14 protein-coding genes are annotated in these 17,395 nt (G+C 61.9%); 10 read left to right on the plus strand and 4 right to left on the minus strand.

All coding sequences use genetic code 11. The features are described from left to right. Nucleotides 1-2: 2 nt before the first annotated feature. Entirely contained in the window at nucleotides 3-2,618 is a 2,616-nt protein-coding gene (mutS, locus tag VCK47_RS10365) for a DNA mismatch repair protein MutS (RefSeq protein ID WP_322891017.1), read from the minus strand. Nucleotides 2,619-2,739: 121 nt separating this feature from the next. On the opposite strand from mutS, the gene VCK47_RS10370 reads away from it, so the two are divergent. Genes VCK47_RS10370 through VCK47_RS10385 form a run of 4 tightly spaced genes read left to right on the plus strand, consistent with a single transcriptional unit; the run spans nucleotide 2,740 to nucleotide 7,465 of the window. Beyond that, on the plus strand, nucleotides 2,740-4,995 hold the full coding sequence (locus VCK47_RS10370; RefSeq protein WP_322891018.1) for an NADP-dependent malic enzyme: 2,256 nt from the start codon (nucleotides 2,740-2,742) through the stop codon (nucleotides 4,993-4,995). Continuing rightward, a complete protein-coding gene (locus VCK47_RS10375) occupies nucleotides 4,995-5,867 on the plus strand; it encodes a ribokinase (RefSeq protein WP_322891019.1) in 873 nt (290 codons plus the stop codon). The genes VCK47_RS10370 and VCK47_RS10375 overlap by 1 nt, the downstream gene beginning before the upstream one ends. A gap of 3 nt (nucleotides 5,868-5,870) precedes the next feature. Next, on the plus strand, nucleotides 5,871-6,770 hold the full coding sequence (locus VCK47_RS10380; RefSeq protein ID WP_322891020.1) for a D-amino acid aminotransferase: 900 nt from the start codon (nucleotides 5,871-5,873) through the stop codon (nucleotides 6,768-6,770). Nucleotides 6,771-6,778: 8 nt separating this feature from the next. Beyond that, complete coding sequence (locus VCK47_RS10385) at nucleotides 6,779-7,465, plus strand: HAD family hydrolase (protein ID WP_322891021.1); 687 nt, start codon at nucleotides 6,779-6,781, stop codon at nucleotides 7,463-7,465. On the opposite strand, the gene VCK47_RS10390 is transcribed toward VCK47_RS10385, so the two are convergent. The 3 genes from VCK47_RS10390 to VCK47_RS10400 form a co-directional block, all read right to left on the minus strand. Next, entirely contained in the window at nucleotides 7,462-7,749 is a 288-nt protein-coding gene (locus VCK47_RS10390) for an SCP2 sterol-binding domain-containing protein (protein ID WP_322891022.1), read from the minus strand. The two genes, VCK47_RS10385 and VCK47_RS10390, sit on opposite strands and share 4 nt — an antisense overlap. Beyond that, entirely contained in the window at nucleotides 7,746-9,113 is a 1,368-nt protein-coding gene (locus tag VCK47_RS10395) for an argininosuccinate synthase (protein WP_322891023.1), read from the minus strand. Before VCK47_RS10395 ends, VCK47_RS10390 begins: the two co-directional genes overlap by 4 nt. Before the next feature lie 110 nt (nucleotides 9,114-9,223). Continuing rightward, nucleotides 9,224-9,658, minus strand: a complete 435-nt coding sequence (locus VCK47_RS10400) for an NUDIX hydrolase (protein ID WP_322891024.1) — start codon at nucleotides 9,656-9,658, stop codon at nucleotides 9,224-9,226. A gap of 76 nt (nucleotides 9,659-9,734) precedes the next feature. On the opposite strand from VCK47_RS10400, the gene VCK47_RS10405 reads away from it, so the two are divergent. The 6 genes from VCK47_RS10405 to VCK47_RS10430 are packed head-to-tail and all read left to right on the plus strand — an operon-like array spanning nucleotide 9,735 to nucleotide 17,367. Then, nucleotides 9,735-10,727 carry an Hsp33 family molecular chaperone HslO gene (locus VCK47_RS10405; protein WP_322891025.1) on the plus strand — a complete coding sequence of 331 codons (993 nt, stop codon included), beginning with the start codon at nucleotides 9,735-9,737 and terminating at the stop codon, nucleotides 10,725-10,727. Next, nucleotides 10,720-11,304 (plus strand): CoA pyrophosphatase, encoded by a 585-nt coding sequence (locus VCK47_RS10410; protein WP_322891026.1) that lies wholly within the window; start codon nucleotides 10,720-10,722, stop codon nucleotides 11,302-11,304. Before VCK47_RS10405 ends, VCK47_RS10410 begins: the two co-directional genes overlap by 8 nt. Then, nucleotides 11,301-12,443 carry a CCA tRNA nucleotidyltransferase gene (locus VCK47_RS10415; protein ID WP_322891027.1) on the plus strand — a complete coding sequence of 381 codons (1,143 nt, stop codon included), beginning with the start codon at nucleotides 11,301-11,303 and terminating at the stop codon, nucleotides 12,441-12,443. The genes VCK47_RS10410 and VCK47_RS10415 overlap by 4 nt, the downstream gene beginning before the upstream one ends. A 56-nt stretch (nucleotides 12,444-12,499) precedes the next feature. Then, nucleotides 12,500-14,335, plus strand: a complete 1,836-nt coding sequence (locus tag VCK47_RS10420) for an ABC transporter ATP-binding protein (RefSeq protein ID WP_322891028.1) — start codon at nucleotides 12,500-12,502, stop codon at nucleotides 14,333-14,335. After that, complete coding sequence (locus VCK47_RS10425; protein ID WP_322891029.1) at nucleotides 14,332-16,164, plus strand: ABC transporter ATP-binding protein; 1,833 nt, start codon at nucleotides 14,332-14,334, stop codon at nucleotides 16,162-16,164. The genes VCK47_RS10420 and VCK47_RS10425 overlap by 4 nt, the downstream gene beginning before the upstream one ends. Next, nucleotides 16,165-17,367, plus strand: coding sequence for a class I SAM-dependent RNA methyltransferase (locus tag VCK47_RS10430; RefSeq protein ID WP_322891030.1), 1,203 nt, complete (start codon nucleotides 16,165-16,167; stop codon nucleotides 17,365-17,367). It begins immediately after the preceding gene. Nucleotides 17,368-17,395: the final 28 nt, after the last annotated feature.

The following is a 17,395-nucleotide window of genomic DNA, read 5'->3' on the forward strand; positions in this document are numbered from 1 at the left end:
TTTTACCCCGGCTCCACCATTCCGCGCAGCTCATAAATCAGCGCCAACGCCTCTTTTGGTGTCAGCTCATCCGGCAGAACGGTTTTCAACCGCGCCTCTACCTCGGATGCTTGGTGTTTCACGGGCGGCGGCGTTGGCATTGCCGCAAACAATGGCAGATCGTCCACAAATGCCTTGCGCCCGCCTTCGCGCTCGCCTTTTTCCAGCGCCTCCAGCACCACCTTGGCGCGGTCCACCACGACCTGCGGCAGCCCCGCCAGACGTGCCACCTGCACGCCATAGCTGCGATCAGCCGTGCCGCGTTTCACCTCGTGCAGGAAGATCACGTCGCCGTCCCATTCCTTGACCGTCACGGTGGCGTTTTCCACGCCGTCTAGTTTGGCCGACAGCGCCGACATCTCGTGGTAATGCGTGGCGAACAGCGCGCGGCAGCGGTTCACGTCGTGCAGATGTTCCAGCGTTGCCCAGGCAATCGACAACCCGTCATAGGTCGCCGTGCCGCGCCCGATTTCGTCCAAAATCACCAGCGCCCGGTCATCCGCTTGGTTCAGGATCGCCGCCGTTTCGACCATTTCCACCATAAAGGTCGACCGCCCGCGCGCCAGATCATCGGATGCGCCCACACGGCTGAAAATCTGGCTCACGATGCCAATTTGTGCCGCCGTCGCAGGCACAAACCCACCCATTTGCGCCAAAATTGCCAGCAAGGCATTCTGCCGCAGAAAGGTCGATTTACCCGCCATGTTGGGCCCCGTCAGCAACCAGATCGGCGCCGCGCTCAGCGCGCAATCATTGGCGACAAAGGGTGCGCCTTGCTTTTGCAGGGCCATCTCCACGACCGGATGCCGCCCGCCTGTAATCTCGAATGCGCGGCTGTCGTCCAGTTTCGGCCGCACCCAGTTTTCGGTCCGCGCCAGATGCGCAAGGGCGCTTGCCAGATCAACCTCGGCCAAGGCGCGCGCCAGCGCACCCAATGGTCCGGCCTGCGCGAGAATGGCGTCTTTCAGGCTGGAATAGAGCCGCTTTTCAATCTCGAGCGCATGTCCGCCCGCGTTCAGGATGCGGGTTTCAATCTCGGATAGGTCCACCGTCGTGAAACGCACTTGGTTGGCGGTTGTCTGGCGATGGATGAAGGTATCGCTCAACGGCGGAGCGAACATTTTCTCGGCATGGGTCGCGGTGGTTTCGATGAAATAGCCCAGCACGTTGTTGTGCTTGATCTTCAACGAGGTGATCCCCGTCTTTGCGATGAAATCAGCCTGCATGCCTGCGATCACGGACCGGCCTTCGTCGCGCAGCTTGCGTGCCTCGTCGAGTTCGGCGTCATAGCCTGCCGCGATGAACCCGCCATCGCGGGCCAGCAGCGGCGGTTCAGCGACCAAGGCCGCATCCAGCAAGGCCAGCAGATCGTCATGCCCCGCCAGATCGCGCGCCACATCGGCCAGCAGCGGCGGCATGTCAGGATGCACCGGCAACCGCGCCGCCTGCGCAATCGTGTTGCGGATCGCGGTCATGTCGCGCGGCCCGCCACGGTCCAGCGCCAGCCGCGACAGCGCGCGGTCCAGATCATGCGTGCCGCGCAAGCCGTCGCGGATATCATCGCACAGCCGCGATTGATCTGCCATAAACGCGACAGCATCCTGCCGCGCGGTGATGACACCCAGATCGCAGCTGGGCGATGCCAGCCGCCGCTCCAGCAATCGCGCGCCACCCGCCGTCACCGTCCGGTCGATACAGGCCAGCAACGATCCCTGCCGTCCACCTGCCAGCGCATGGGTCAGTTCCAGCGACCGCCGTGTCGCCGCGTCGATCTGCATCGCGGATTTCTGGGTTTCGCGCACGGGTGGGCGCAGCAGGGGCAGGTTGCCGCGCTGGGTGATTTCCAGATATTCCGCGACGGCGGACATGGCGGCAATCTCGGCCCGCTCGAACGCGCCGAAAGCGTCGAGCGAGCCCACCTTGAACAGCGCGCAGAGCCGCTTTTCCCCCGCCGTGCTATCGAATGCTGCCGCGCCCAAGGTCGTCAGCGTGGCACCGGATTCAGACACTAACGCAGCCCAATCGCCCTGCGCACTGTCGACAACGATCACTTCGCGCGGGGTCAGGCGCGCCAGTTCCGGCCCCAGTTTAGCCCCCGCACACGGCATCACATGAAACGCCCCTGTCGAGATATCGACCCAGGCCAGCGCACCTTGGTCGCGCACCACATGAAGCGCCGCCAGATAATTGTGCCGCCGCGCATCCAGCAGGGAGTCTTCTGTCAGCGTGCCGGGGGTGACCAACCGCACCACCTCACGCCGGACCACCGACTTATGGCCGCGTTTCTTCGCCTCGGCGGGGCTTTCCATCTGTTCGCAGACGGCCACGCGAAACCCCTTGCGGATCAGGGTCAGGAAATACCCTTCGGCGGCATGATGCGGCACACCGCACATCGGAATGTCGTCGTCGTCATGCTTGCCGCGTTTGGTCAGCGCGATATCCAGCGCCTCGGCGGCGGCGACGGCATCGTCGAAAAACATCTCGTAGAAATCGCCCATGCGATAGAACAGCAGGGCATCGGGATGCTGCGCCTTGATCTCCAGATATTGGGCCATCATGGGTGTGGCTGTGGTGTTCATCTTGCCCCCGCAAACATTGGTCGCACACTATCCAGCGGACCCTTGTGGCGAAACCCCGAAATGTATCCGTTGCGGGCGTCCGGCGGAACCCGCTATGAATGGCGGGCAGAGGGGGAACCACATGGCCAAGAACAAACTGACCCGCGAGGATGCGCTGCAATTCCACATGCAGCCGACACCGGGCAAATGGGAGATTCAGGCGACTGTCCCCATGACCACGCAGCGCGACCTGTCGCTGGCCTATTCCCCCGGCGTGGCGATCCCGTGCGAGGAAATCCACGCCAACCCTGCCACGGCCTATGATTATACCAACAAGGGCAATCTGGTCGCCGTAATCTCGAACGGCACGGCTGTGCTGGGCCTTGGCAATCTGGGTGCGCTGGCGTCCAAGCCGGTGATGGAAGGCAAATCCGTCCTGTTCAAACGTTTTGCCGATGTGAATTCCATCGATATCGAACTCGATACCGAAGACCCCGATGCGTTTTGCAACGCCGTGCGCCTGATGGGCCCCACCTTTGGCGGGATCAATCTGGAGGACATCAAGGCACCCGAATGTTTCATCATCGAACAGCGGCTGAAGGAAGAAATGGACATTCCGGTGTTCCACGACGACCAGCACGGGACTGCGGTGATCTGTGCCGCTGGCCTACTAAACGCGCTGCATCTGTCGGGCAAAAAGATTGAGGATGTCAAAATCGTCCTGAACGGCGCGGGGGCGGCGGGGATCGCCTGTCTGGAACTGCTCAAATCCATGGGCGCGCGGCATGACAACTGCATCATGGCCGACACCAAGGGCGTGATCTACCAAGGCCGTACCGAAGGCATGAACCAGTGGAAATCGGCGCATGCCGTGGTCACGGACGCCCGCAGCCTTGCCGATGCGATGCAGGGCGCCGATGTGTTCCTTGGCGTCAGCGCCAAAGGTGCCGTGACGCAGGACATGGTCGCCAGCATGGCCCCGAACCCTGTGATTTTCGCCATGGCGAATCCCGATCCCGAGATTACACCAGAAGAGGCGCACGCCGTCCGCCCTGACGCCATCGTCGCCACGGGCCGCAGTGATTACCCCAATCAGGTCAACAACGTGCTGGGCTTTCCGTATCTGTTCCGTGGCGCGCTGGATATCCACGCCCGCGCGATCAACGACGAGATGAAGATCGCCTGCGCCGAAGCCCTTGCCGCACTCGCACGAGAGGATGTGCCGGACGAGGTTGCCATGGCCTATGGCAAGAAACTGTCCTTTGGCCGCGACTACATCATTCCCACGCCGTTTGACCCTCGCCTGATCCACCGCATCCCGACCGCTGTCGCCCGTGCTGGCATGAAAACAGGCGTCGCGCGGCGGCCGATCGTCGATATGGACGCTTACGAGGCATCGCTGAAATCCCGCATGGACCCGACTGCGTCGATCCTGCGGAACCTGAACGCCCGTGCGCGTGCGGCGCAATCCACCGTGGTTTTTGCCGAAGGCGATGACCCTCGCGTGTTGCGTGCGGCGGTCCTGTACCAGCGGTCGGGCCTTGGCCGCGCGCTGGTCGTCGGGCGCGCCGATGATGTGCTGGCCAAGTTGACCGCCGAAGGGCTGGCCGACGCCGTGGACGAGATCGAGATCGTCAATGCCGCCAACACCCCGCATCTGGAAACCTACAAGGCGTTTTTGTACCAGCGCCTGCAGCGTAAGGGCTTTGACGCCCATGACGTCCACCGCCTTGCCGCGCGTGATCGGCATGTGTTCGCCGCACTGATGCTGGCGCATGGCCATGCTGACGGCATGGTCACCGGCGTGACCCGCAAATCGGCCCATGTTCTGGAGGTCATCAACCACGTCTTTGACGCCCAGCCGCATGACGGTGCGGTGGGCGTGACGGCGGTGCTGAACAAAGGCCGGATCGTGCTGATTACCGATACTTTGGTCCATGAATGGCCCGATGAAAACGATCTGGCCGATATCGCCGAACGTGGCGCATCCGTGGCGCGCGCACTGGGCTTGGAGCCGCGTGTGGCGTTTCTTTCGTTTTCGACCTTCGGCTATCCGGTGTCGGAACGCGCGGAAAAGATGCACAAGGCGCCCAAAGTGCTGGACTCCCGCCGTGTCGATTTCGAATACGAGGGCGAAATGACCGTCGATGTCGCGCTGAACCCCAAAGCGCAGGAAAACTATCCGTTTTCGCGCCTGACAGGGCCTGCGAATGTGCTGGTCGTGCCTGCACGCCATTCCGCGTCTATTTCCGTGAAACTGATGCAGGAAATGGCAGGGGCTACTGTGATTGGCCCGATCCTGTCGGGCGTCGGCAAATCGGTGCAGATCTGTTCGACCGTATCCACGGTGAACGACATTCTGAACATGGCGGTGATCGCCGCTTGCGGAATTGACTGATGGCCATCTGGAATCTTGGGTCGATCAATGCGGATTTTGTCTATGCCGTGCCGCGCATCCCGACGCCGGGTGAAACGCTGAGCACAACAGGCCGCCAGATGTTTCTGGGCGGGAAGGGGGCGAATATGTCGGTCGCCGCCGCCCGTGCCGCCGCGCGTGTGCATCACATCGGGGCGGTGGGGCAGGACGGGCTTTGGGCGGTCGAACGCTTGCTGGAGTACGGCGTCGATACCCGCAATATCGCCGTGTTAAACACTGAAACCGCGCAGGCGATCATCATGGTCGATCCGCATGGCGAAAATGCGATCCTGCTGCATCCGGGGGCGAATGCCGAAATTCCGCAGACGATCCTGCAGACCGCGATGGCCGAGGCGCAGACAGGCGACTGGCTGGTGATCCAGAACGAAACGAACCTGCAACGCACCGCCGCCAGCCTTGGCCGCAAGATGGGGCTGCGCGTCGCCTATGCCGCCGCCCCGTTCGATGCGGACAGGGTGATGGCGGTGCTGCCCTATCTCGATTTCCTGATCCTGAATGCGGTCGAGGCGGACCAGCTGCGCCAAGCTACCGGCAAAACTCCCGCCGATCTAGGCGTGGCCGATGTGATCGTGACCTTGGGCGCGGATGGCGCGGATTGGTACAGTGCAAACGGCCAGCAGCATTTCCCCGCGATCAAGGTCGATCCTGTCGATACCACCGGCGCGGGCGATACCTTTACCGGCTATGTTCTGGCGGGGCTCGACCGTGGCATGCCGATGGCGCAAGCGATCGGGCTGGCCACGCGCGCAGGTGCGCTGATGGTCATGCGTCACGGCACCGCCGATGTGATCCCCGACCTGTCCGAAGTGCAGGACTTTCACCCGCAAGGATAAACCATGTCCGACGTCACCACCCATCAGGCCGAAGAAGACGCGCGTAACGACGCGATCGTGATCTATGTCGATGGCCGCATTGTCCCCAAGGCGCAGGCCGTCGTCAGCGTCTATGACAGCGGCTTCATGCTCGGCGATGGCGTCTGGGAAGGGCTGCGGCTTTATGACGGCAAATGGGCCTTTCTGGACGACCATATCGACCGCCTGTTCGAGGCCGCGAAAGCGATTGATCTGGATATCGGGCTGGACCGGAAAGGCGTTATTTCCGCTTTGTTAGACACGCAAAAGGCCAATGCCATGACCACTGACGCCCATGCGCGCCTGATGGTCACGCGTGGCGTGAAAACGCGGCCTTTCCAGCATCCGAACCTGTCGCAGCAGGGGCCGACCTTTGTCATCATCATGGAACACTCAAAGCCCAAGATCCCGCGCCCCATCACTCTGGCCACCGTCCCGCACATGCGCGGGTTGCCGATGACGCAGGACCCGAAACTGAACAGCCATTCCAAGCTGAACTGCATCCTCGCCTGTATCGCCGCGCAAAAGGCCGGCGCAGACGAGGCGCTGATGCTTGACGTGCATGGGTTCGTGAACACAACGAACGCCTGCAATTTCTTTATCGTGAAAAAGGGCGCGGTCTGGACCAGCACCGGCGACTATTGCATGAACGGCATCACCCGCCAAAAGGTCATCGACCTGTGCCGCGCCAACAATATCCCTGTTTTTGAACGCAATTTCAGCCTTGTCGACACCTATAGCGCCGATGAGGCGTTCCTGACCGGCACCTTTGGCGCGCAAACGCCTGTCAGCACCATCGACGGGCGTGTGATCGGCACGGGCGCGCTTGGCCCTGTCACGACCCGCCTGCGCGCGCTTTACAAAGATCTGGTCGCCGCATCATGAGGATCGCCATGTGGTCCGGCCCGCGGAACCTGTCCACCGCGATGATGTATGCCTTTGGCAACCGCGCCGATTGCGCGATCTGGGATGAGCCGTTCTATGCACCTTATCTGGCAGCGACAGGGGCCGACCATCCGATGAAGGTCGAAATCATCGCAGCGCATGAAACAGATCCTGATGCGGTGGCGCGGCGGTGTTTAGACACTATTCCGGCTCAAAAGCCGCATTTCTACATGAAACACATGCCGCATCACATGATCGCAGGCTTTCCTTTGGACTGGGCGGCGCAATGTATGAACGTGCATCTAATCCGCCATCCCGCGCGGGTCATCGCGAGCTACGGTGCCAAGATGGATCATATGTCCTTGGACGCCATCGGCTATCCCCAGCAGGCAGCACTGTTCGACCGTCTGGGCGGCGTTGTGATCGACAGCGCCGATATCCGCGCCGATCCCGAAGCGATGCTGCACAAGCTTTGCGCCGCGATTAACCTGGATTTTGACCCTGGCATGCTGCACTGGCCCGCAGGCCCAAGGGCCGAGGACGGGATATGGGCCAGCCATTGGTATAACGCCGTGCACCAAAGCACTGGTTTTGCCGGGGCAGAGGAGGATTTGCCGGAACTGGCAGGCGAGGCAGCGCAGCTGTGCCGCGATGCCATGCCGTTTTACGAAAAACTGGCCGCTGTAAAGCTTTAGCCCTTCAGCAATTCACCCAGTTTCAGCGCGATGCGGGCGTCGCCGGATACTTTCAGCTTGCCCGTCACCACCCCTGTCATCGGGTTCAGCTTGCCTTTGACGAGCTTGGCCAGATTGTCCAGCGTGATGCGGATCGTGCAATCGGCGGGGCGGCCGGTGTTCGATGTCGTGTTGTTTTCCAACACGACAACCCCGTCAGACCCACAATCGAATTTCAACGATCCCTGCAACGGCGCGTGATCGACGCCCCGTTGCAGCAGGGCCGTGATTTCCGCCAGCGTCATTTCAGGCGGCGTGCGCGCGAGGCCAGCAGTTTCAGCCGCAGTGCATTCAACTGGATGAAGCCTTGCGCGTCTTTCTGGTCATAGGCACCGGCGTCATCTTCAAACGTCACATGCGCCTCGGAATAGAGCGACCGGTCGGACCAGCGCGCCACGGTGCTGGCAGAGCCTTTGTAAAGTTTCACCCGCACTGTGCCGGAGACATGTTCCTGGCTCTTGTCGATCAGCGCCTGCAACATCTCGCGTTCGGGGCTGAACCAGAAACCGTTATAGATCAGTTCAGCATAGCGCGGCATGATGCTGTCTTTCAGGTGGCCCGCACCTGAATCCAGCGTGATCTGTTCGATCCCGCGATGCGCCTCGAGCAGGATGGTCCCACCCGGCGTTTCATAGATGCCGCGGGATTTCATGCCGACAAAGCGGTTTTCCACCAGATCAAGGCGACCGACGCCATGTTTGCCGCCCAGTTCATTGAGCTTGGTCAGGATCGTGGCGGGCGACATCGCCTCGCCATTGATCGCCACGGCATCGCCACGCTCGAACGTGATTTCCACCATTTCGGGTGTGTCGGGCGCATCTTCCGGCGCGACGGTGCGCTGATAGACGTAATCGGGCGCTTCCTCACCGGGGTTTTCCAGCACTTTGCCTTCGGAGGAGGTGTGCAGCAGGTTGGCGTCCACGCTGAACGGCGCATCGCCGCGTTTGTCCTTGGCGACGGGAATCTGGTTGGCTTCGGCAAATTCCAGCAGTTTCGTACGGCTGGTCAGATCCCATTCGCGCCAAGGGGCGATCACCTTGATATCGGGGTTCAGCGCATAGGCGGCGAGTTCGAACCGCACCTGATCGTTGCCTTTGCCCGTCGCACCATGGGCGACGGCATCGGCACCTTCGATGGCGGCGATTTCGACCAGACGTTTGGAGATCAGCGGCCGCGCGATGGATGTGCCCAGCAGATAGAGACCTTCATACAGCGCATTGGCGCGGAACATCGGGAACACGAAATCACGCACGAATTCTTCGCGCAGGTCTTCGATATAGATGGATTTGGCACCCATCATTTCGGCCTTGGCGCGGGCTGGTTCCAGTTCTTCGCCCTGACCCAGATCGGCGGTGAAGGTCACGACCTCGCAGCCGTATTCGGTCTGCAGCCATTTCAGGATGATCGAGGTATCAAGGCCACCGGAATAGGCCAGAACAACTTTTTTCGGAGCGGTCATGCGGGATGCCTTTGCGTCAAAATCTCTTGTTTTGCGCGATAGCGGGTTTTGCGGGAAGGGGCAAGGATGTGCCCGATCCTCCTGCGTCTGCGACGCAGAAGGGCCTCCGGCGGGGATATTTGGGCTCGGAAGAAATGCATCCCTTTGCATTTGAATAAAAGTTGCGCAATTTTCGGGCTACTTCCTCCATCTTCCGAGAAGAAAATATCCCCGCCGGAGGCTCCAAGTTATCCCGCGCCACGGTGTCTTGGGCAGCGTGCCTAGGCGTGTTGCGCCACAAATGCGGCATCGCCGTCGTTGTATAGCTCTGCCAGCGCTTCTGCAGGGGTCATCCAGATCGCCATATGCCCCGGTTCGCGCGGGGGGCCGTGGGGGCGGACGGGCTGGGCCAGATAGATATGGCACAGCTTTTCGGCCCAAAGGTCGTATTCGGGCATGAAGGTGAACCGCCGGAACGTGCCCAGCTTGCGCGCGGCAGCGATGCGGTATCCGGTTTCCTCGAACACCTCGCGGTGGAGCGCGCGCAATGGGCTTTCGCCGGGGTCGATGCCGCCGCCAGGCAGTTGCACCTCGAAATGCGGGTCGCCCTGATAGGTCAGCAACAGCTTGCCGCCGCGCGGTAGGATCGCATAGGCCCCCGCGCGTGTCGTGTAGCGCTGACCGCTTTTCGGGACCGTGCCATACCGTCTGATCATAGCTTGCCTCTTGGACGCCGGGTTGCCCCGCCTATATAGGCGCGGTATGCCAATTCCTGACATGTAAGGAAAGCCCATGAGCCTCAGCGCCAAAATCGCTTGGGACGATACCGTCCTGCCGTTCCAACTTGACGCATCCGATATCCGCGGTCGGGTCGCGCGCCTTGATGGCGTGCTGGAACAGGTCTTGAAGCAGCACGACTATCCCCCCGTGATCGAAGCGCTGGTCGCGGAAATGGCGTTGCTGACCGCGCTGATCGGGCAGACGATGAAATTGCGCTGGAAACTGTCCCTGCAGGTGCGCGGGTCGGGTGCCGCGCGGTTGATCGCCACCGATTACTATGGCCCGACCGATGACGGCCAGCCCGCGCGTATCCGCGCCTATGCGTCCTATGACGCCGACAGGCTGGACCATGACGCCGACCCGTTCAGCCATGTCGGCAACGGCTATTTCGCGATCCTGATCGATCAGGGTAAAGGCACGGCACCTTATCAGGGGATCACGCCCTTGGCGGGCGGGTCGCTGTCGGCCTGTGCGCAGACCTATTTCGCGCAGTCCGAACAGATCCCGACCCGTTTTGCGCTGACCTATGGCCGCAGCCAGACCCCAGGCGAGGCTGCGCATTGGCGTGCCGGTGGCGTGATGCTGCAGCACATGCCCAAGGCCTCGCCATTTGCCACGGGCGAGGGTGGGTCGGGCGAGCAGGGGCTGCTTGCCGCGGCCGATCTTTTGTCCGACGACGAAGGTGAAAACTGGACCCGCGCCAATGTGCTGCTGGATACGGTCGATGATCTGGAACTGATCGGGCCAAGCGTCACGCCAACCGACCTGCTGGTCCGCCTGTTCCACGAAGAAGGGCCGCGTGTCTATGACGCGCAGCCCATCACATTCGGCTGCACCTGTTCGGAAGACCGCGTGCGGCAAAGCCTGTCGATCTATTCGGCCAAGGACATCGCCACGATGACTACGGACGAAGGCACGGTGACAGCCGACTGCCAATTCTGCGGGGCGCATTATGTGTTCGCGCCGGAAACCCTTGGCTTTGAAGCCAAGGATGCCAGTGCCTGATCTGCATCAGCGCCTTTTGGATGCGCTGTCCCGCGAGGGGCGCGCATCCAGTGATTTCGACCTCAATCAGGATATCGCGCTGCCGCAGGTGCAACTGACCCCTGCGGCGGTGCTGTTTGCCGTGCGGGCCGAGACGGAAACTGTGATCCTGACCAAACGGTCCGCGCGGTTGAAACACCATCCTGGCCAGATCGCCTTTGCCGGGGGCAAGCAGGATGCGGGCGATGTGTCCTTGACCGCCGCCGCCCTGCGCGAAGCGCATGAAGAAATCGGCCTGTTGTCCGATCAGGTCGATGTGCTGGGTGTGCTGCCGCCGCACCAGACGGTTACCGGCTATCTGATCACGCCTGTTCTGGCTGTGGTTCGCGGCGCTTTTGACGCCAAGCCGGAGGCGAACGAGGTCAGCGAAGTGTTCGAGGTCCCCTTGGCTCATCTGATGAACCCAGCGCATTACCGCACCGAAGGCCGCCATTGGCAGGGGCGCAAGCGGCTGTATTACACGGTGCCATATGGCCCCTATTATGTCTGGGGTGCCACCGCACGTATTTTGCGTGCTTTCGCGGACCGCGTGTCATGACACGTGTCAACGGCGCATGGTTGACCGATCCTGCCGCGCAACAGGTGTGCCGCGTGTTGACGGATGCCGAATATCAGGCGTGGTTCGTCGGCGGTTGCGTACGCAACGCACTGCTGGGCGTGTCTGTCGCCGATCTCGACCTGACCACGGATGCACGGCCTGATGTTGTCACGCAGCTTGCCACGGCCGCAGGGCTGAAGGTGATCCCGACGGGGATCGACCATGGAACAGTCACTGTTGTTGCCCAAAACACCCCTTTCGAGGTCACGACCTTTCGCCGCGATGTGGCGACGGACGGCAGGCGCGCTGTCGTCGCTTTTGCCGATACGATGGTCGAAGATGCCCGCCGCCGTGATTTCACGATGAATGCGCTTTATGCGGGACCCGATGGGGTGGTTGTCGATCCTTTGGGTGGCTTGCCCGACCTTTTCGCCCGCCACGTCCGGTTCATCGAGGATGCCGATCAGCGGATCAGGGAAGATTACCTGCGCATCCTGCGGTTTTTCCGGTTCCATGCGTGGTACGGGGCCGATGGCCTTGATCCCGAAGCGCTGGCCGCCTGTGCCGCCAATATCGACGGGCTGGCCAGCCTGTCGCGCGAAAGGGTCACGGCAGAGATGTTCAAGCTGCTCTCCGCCCCCGATCCAGCTCCGGCTGTTGCCTCGATGGCGGCGGCGGGCGTTCTGGCGCAGATCCTGCCGGGCGCGGATGCAGCACCGCTTGCCGTTCTGGTCCATATCGAAGGCGTGGCAGGCCTGCCACCGTCGGCCATTCGCCGATTGGGTGCGCTGGGCGGTGATCCTGCGGGCGCGCTGAAGTTGTCCAAGAGGGATGCGCTGGCGCTTGAACATATGCGATCCGATCTGCCCTTGCCAGAGCTTGCCTATCGTCACGGGGCCGAGGCTGCGATCAACAAGGCAGCGATCACGGCGGCGGTGCTAGGGCAAGAACTAGACACTAACATAGTCAAAAATGCGCAATTCGCGGCCAGCCGGACCTTTCCCCTGCAAGCCGCTGACCTGATGCCCGACCTGAACGGGCCAGCCTTAGGCCAAGCGATGAAAAAGGCCGAGGCGGTCTGGATCGCCTCGGACTTTACCATGACAAAGGCAGATTTGCTCCTAGAGTTGCGCGGATAGTTTTCCTTTCGCCCAAACATCTGTATCAGGGACGCCTACATCCCAAGGCAGACATCATGTTCCGGTTTTTCGAAGAACTGGTCGATCCCTATACCCCGTATCAGGAGACCGACACGCCGCCCAAGCGGCTCTATGCGTTCCTACGGGCCTATGCAGAACCGTTCCGCGCGGTCTTCTGGGTGACGGGGGCGCTGTCGGTCATTGTCGCTGCGGTGGAAATCTGGCTGATTTCCTATCTGGGGCGGCTGATCGATATCCTGCAAAGCGGCACCCCGTCCGAGGTTTGGACGCGACATGGCACCGAACTGATCCTTGTGGCGCTGTTCATCCTGACACTGCGGCCTGCGGTGCATGTGTTGCAGGTGATGTTGCTGAACAACACGATCCTGCCGAATTTCGGCACCTTGGTCCGCTGGCGGGCGCATCGGCATGTGCTGCGCCAGTCAGTCGGCTGGTTCGAGGATGATTTCGCAGGCCGCATCGCCAACCGGATCATGCAAACCCCGCCCGCCGCGGGCGAGGTCGTGTTCCAGCTGTTCGACGCAATCACTTTTGCCATCGCCTATATCATTGGGGCGATCATCCTTTTGGGTGATGCCGATATGCGGCTGATCCTGCCTTTGTTGGTCTGGCTGATCCCCTATCTGTTCCTGCTGCGTTGGGTCGTGCGCCGGATCGGTCCCGCATCCGAGGCATCGTCGAACGCGCGCAGCGTGGTGACGGGGCGCGTCGTCGATAGCTATACCAATATCCATTCGGTCAAGATGTTCGCGCATCACGACAGCGAAATCGCCTATGCCAAGGACGCGATCGAAAACGCGCGCCGCACATTCCAGCATGAAATGCGGCTTTATACGCTGATGGATGTGGTGCTGATGCTGCTGAACGGTCTGTTGATCGTGGGCGTTGTCGGCTGGGCAATCTGGCTGTGGGGCGGGGGCTTGGCAACGCTGGGTGTGGTTGCGGTGGCGACATCGCTGACCCTGCGGCTCAATGCGATGTCGGGCTGGATCATGTGGGCGATCAGCAACTTTTTCCGCGAACTTGGCGTCGTGTCCGAAGGGATGCAGACGATTGCGCAGCCGATCACATTGCTGGACCACTCGCGCGACGACCTGCGCGTGACGGCGGGGGCGGTGACGATCAACGATCTGTCGCATCATTACGGGCGCGATAAGGGCGGGCTGGACCGGATCACTTTGCACATCAATCCGGGCGAAAAGGTCGGGCTGGTCGGCCAGTCGGGCGCGGGCAAATCTACCTTGGTCAAACTGCTGTTGCGGTTCTACGACATCGAACAAGGCAGCATCGCCATCGACGGGCAGGACATTGCCAAGGTCACCCAAGATAGCCTGCGCCGCGCCATTGGGATGGTGCAGCAGGATTCATCCTTGCTGCATCGGTCGGTGCGCGAAAACATCCTTTACGGCAACCCCGACGCCACCGAGGACCAGATGATCGCCGCTGCAAAACAGGCTGAGGCGCATGATTTCATCCTGCGTCTGGAGGATAGCGAAGGGAACCAAGGTTACGCCGCGCGCGTTGGCGAACGTGGCGTGAAACTGTCGGGCGGCCAGCGACAGCGGATCGCGCTTGCCCGTGTCATGCTAAAGGATGCCCCCATTTTGCTGTTGGACGAAGCGACCAGCGCGCTAGATAGCGAGGTAGAGGCCGCCATTCAGCAAACGCTTTACGGCATGATGGCCGGCAAGACGGTGATCGCGATTGCGCACCGCCTTTCGACAATCGCGCAGATGGACAGGATTATCGTCATGGACCAAGGCCGCATCATCGAGGATGGGACGCATGACGCGCTGCTGGCGCAGGGCGGGCAATATGCGCGGTTCTGGGCACGGCAATCGGGCGGGTTTCTGGGGCAGGATGCATCGTGAAACCTGAACGCTGGATCGACCCGTTCGAGCGCGCAGAAGGCCCGCCGCCGCAGACGCTGATGGCGTTTTTGCGCTGGTGTCTGGGTGGCGCGATGCCTGTGATCGGGCTTGGCGCTTTTGTGTCGGCGCTGGCGGGTCTCTTGGAGGTCGCGACTGCGCTGATGCTAGGCTGGGTCATCGACGCCGCCATCGAGAGCGAGGCGCAATCCTATTTCAGCACGAACCTGTGGTTACTGGTCGGTGTCGGTGCGTTTTTCGTGATCCTGCGGCCAGTGATCCTTGGCCTGTCGGGGATGTTCCAAGGCGTCGTTTTGGGGCCATCGCTGAACAACCTCGTGCTGTCACGCCTGCACCGCCATTCGCTCGGCCAGTCGGTCACGTTCTTTGACAATGATTTCGCGGGCCGCATCGCACAGAAACAGATGCAGGGCGCGCGGGCGACGACGGATTTTGTGGTCGATATGATCCAGACCGTTGCCTATGCGCTGGCCTCGCTTGTCGGGTCGGTCGTGCTGCTGCTGACGATTGATTACCGCACCGCAGGTGTGCTGGCGCTGTGGGTGCTGGGTTACATCTGGCTGATTACTTTCTACATGCCGCGCATCCGCACGCGGTCGCAGGCGCGTGCCGCGAAACGCGCGATGGTGACAGGGCAGGTCGTCGATACGATCACCAATATCAAGACGGTCAAGCTGTTTGCGCATGACGCATTCGAGGATCGCGCCGCCACCGATGCGATGGAAACCTATTGGGGGTCCGCCGTGCGTTTCGGCTGGCTGTCCACATCATTCCGGTTCTGGCTGATGGGGCTGGGCGGGCTGCTGCCCGTGCTGCTGGTGGGTACAACGCTCTATTTCTGGTCGGTCGGTGCCGCGACAGCGGGTGATATTGCCGCTGCCGGGGCCATTTCGCTGCGGCTGGCGCAGATGACCGGCTGGGTCAGTTTCACGCTGATGGGCATCTACGCCAATGTGGGCGAGATCGAGGATGCCATGCAAACCCTGTCGCCCGCGCACCAGCTGACCGATGCGCCAAACGCGGTCGAGCTGAAGCCCAAGGGCGGTGCGATCGAATTGCGCGATGTGACCTTCAGCTATGGCGGCGGGCCGGGGGGCCTTGACCATGTCAGCCTGTCCATCGCCTCGGGTGAAAAGCTGGGGATCGTGGGCGCGTCGGGGGCGGGGAAATCCACGCTCGTCGCGCTCCTGCTGCGGCTTTACGATACCGAGGACGGGCAAGTCCTGATCGACGGCCATGATATCCGCGACGTGACGCAGGAAAGCCTGCGCCGCCAGATCGCCATGGTCACGCAGGAAACGGCGATGTTCAACCGCTCCGCCCGCGACAATATCCGCTATGGCAAACCCGACGCCACGCAGGAAGAGGTCGAGGCGGCCGCGATCAAGGCCGAGGCGCATGGATTCATCCAAAGCCTGCGCGATTTCAAAGGGCGCAAGGGCTACGATTCCCATCTGGGCGAACGGGGGGTGAAACTGTCCGGCGGCCAGCGCCAGCGCATCGCCATTGCCCGCGCCATCCTGAAAGACGCGCCGATCCTTGTGCTGGACGAAGCGACCAGCGCGCTCGATTCCGAGGTCGAGGCGGCCATTCAGGACTCTCTCGACATCATCATGAACGGCAAGACGGTCATCGCTATCGCGCACCGGCTGTCCACATTGGCGGCGATGGACCGGATCGTCGTGCTTGACGGCGGGCGCATTGTGGAACAAGGCACCCATGACGACTTGTTGGCCAAGGCGGGGCTCTATGCCCGCTACTGGAACCGGCAGTCGGGTGGTTTCATCAATGTGCAGGATGCTGCGGAATAAATGCTGACAATCGAAAGCCTGACCCATCTGGGGCTTGGCCGCGCCTCTGACGGGCGGTCGCTGATCCCGCGCGTGTTGCCGGACGAAGAAATCGACGTGGCCCAGGACGGGACCGTGCGGATCGTCACGCCGTCGGTGGACCGCGTTGCACCGCCATGCCGCCATTTCAAAAGCTGCGGTGGCTGTGCCATGCAACATGCCAGCGACGAATTCGTGGCAGGCTGGAAACAGGACATTGTCGCGCGTGCGCTGGCGGCCCACGGCCTGCACCCAGATTTCCGCCCCATCGCCACATCGCCGGCCCAGTCGCGGCGCCGTGCCAAATTTGCAGGGCGGCGCACTAAAAAGGGCGCGCTGGTCGGGTTTCACGGCAAGGCATCGCATACGCTGATCGACGTGCCGGACTGTCAGCTGGTCACGCCAGCCTTGCTTGCGACCATGCCCGCCTTGCAGGAACTGACGCTGCTGGCCGCATCCCGCAAGGGCGAGGTTGATCTGACCGTCACCGAAACGGCGCTGGGCGCGGATGTGCTGGTCGGCACCGACAAGGACCTGACGCCCGACCTGCGCGTGACCTTGGCGGCGCTGGCCAATGCGCATGGGCTGTCGCGGCTGGTGTGGAACGATGAACCCGTTGTCACGATCAACCCGCCCGATCAGGATTTCGGCGGCACCAAGGTGACACCGCCCCCCGGTGCGTTCTTGCAAGCGACCAAAGCGGGCGAGACGGCCTTGCTGGCCGCTGTGGACGAGATCACGCAAGGTGCATCGCGCATCGTCGATCTGTTCGCAGGCTGCGGGACCTTTACCCTGCCGCTGGCCGCGCGGGCCGAGGTGCACGCGGTGGAATCCGAATCCGCCATGCTGACAGCACTTGACCGTGGCTGGCGTGCAGGCCGCAACCTGCGCAAGGTCACGACCGAGACGCGCGACCTGTTCCGCCGCCCGCTGGAACCCGACGAATTCGCGAAATATGACGCCGTCGTCATCGACCCGCCCCGCGCGGGTGCCGAGGCGCAGATCGAGGCGCTGGCAAGGTCCGATATCAAGACCATCGCGATGGTGTCGTGCAATCCGGTCACCTTTGCGCGCGACGCAAAGGTCCTGATCGACGCTGGTTTCGCAATGCCTTGGGTGCAGGTCGTGGACCAGTTCCGCTGGTCGCCGCATGTGGAAATGGTATCACCCTTCACACGAAAATGAACGCTGCGACAGAAAAGCTGCTAGGTAG

Origin of the sequence: Yoonia sp. 72, from assembly GCF_034652275.1 — a bacterium.
GTDB lineage: Bacteria > Pseudomonadota > Alphaproteobacteria > Rhodobacterales > Rhodobacteraceae > Yoonia.

Excerpts from the sequence above, each read along its gene's own strand:
- mutS (WP_322891017.1), bottom strand. The coding sequence starts at position 2,618 with ATGAACACCACAGCCACACCCATGATGGCCCAATATCTGGAGATCAAG.
- VCK47_RS10370 (WP_322891018.1), top strand. The coding sequence starts at position 2,740 with ATGGCCAAGAACAAACTGACCCGCGAGGATGCGCTGCAATTCCACATG.
- VCK47_RS10375 (WP_322891019.1), top strand. The coding sequence starts at position 4,995 with ATGGCCATCTGGAATCTTGGGTCGATCAATGCGGATTTTGTCTATGCC.
- VCK47_RS10380 (WP_322891020.1), top strand. The coding sequence starts at position 5,871 with ATGTCCGACGTCACCACCCATCAGGCCGAAGAAGACGCGCGTAACGAC.
- VCK47_RS10385 (WP_322891021.1), top strand. The coding sequence starts at position 6,779 with ATGTGGTCCGGCCCGCGGAACCTGTCCACCGCGATGATGTATGCCTTT.
- VCK47_RS10390 (WP_322891022.1), bottom strand. The coding sequence starts at position 7,749 with ATGACGCTGGCGGAAATCACGGCCCTGCTGCAACGGGGCGTCGATCAC.
- VCK47_RS10395 (WP_322891023.1), bottom strand. The coding sequence starts at position 9,113 with ATGCAAAGGGATGCATTTCTTCCGAGCCCAAATATCCCCGCCGGAGGC.
- VCK47_RS10400 (WP_322891024.1), bottom strand. The coding sequence starts at position 9,658 with ATGATCAGACGGTATGGCACGGTCCCGAAAAGCGGTCAGCGCTACACG.
- VCK47_RS10405 (WP_322891025.1), top strand. The coding sequence starts at position 9,735 with ATGAGCCTCAGCGCCAAAATCGCTTGGGACGATACCGTCCTGCCGTTC.
- VCK47_RS10415 (WP_322891027.1), top strand. The coding sequence starts at position 11,301 with ATGACACGTGTCAACGGCGCATGGTTGACCGATCCTGCCGCGCAACAG.
- VCK47_RS10420 (WP_322891028.1), top strand. The coding sequence starts at position 12,500 with ATGTTCCGGTTTTTCGAAGAACTGGTCGATCCCTATACCCCGTATCAG.
- VCK47_RS10430 (WP_322891030.1), top strand. The coding sequence starts at position 16,165 with ATGCTGACAATCGAAAGCCTGACCCATCTGGGGCTTGGCCGCGCCTCT.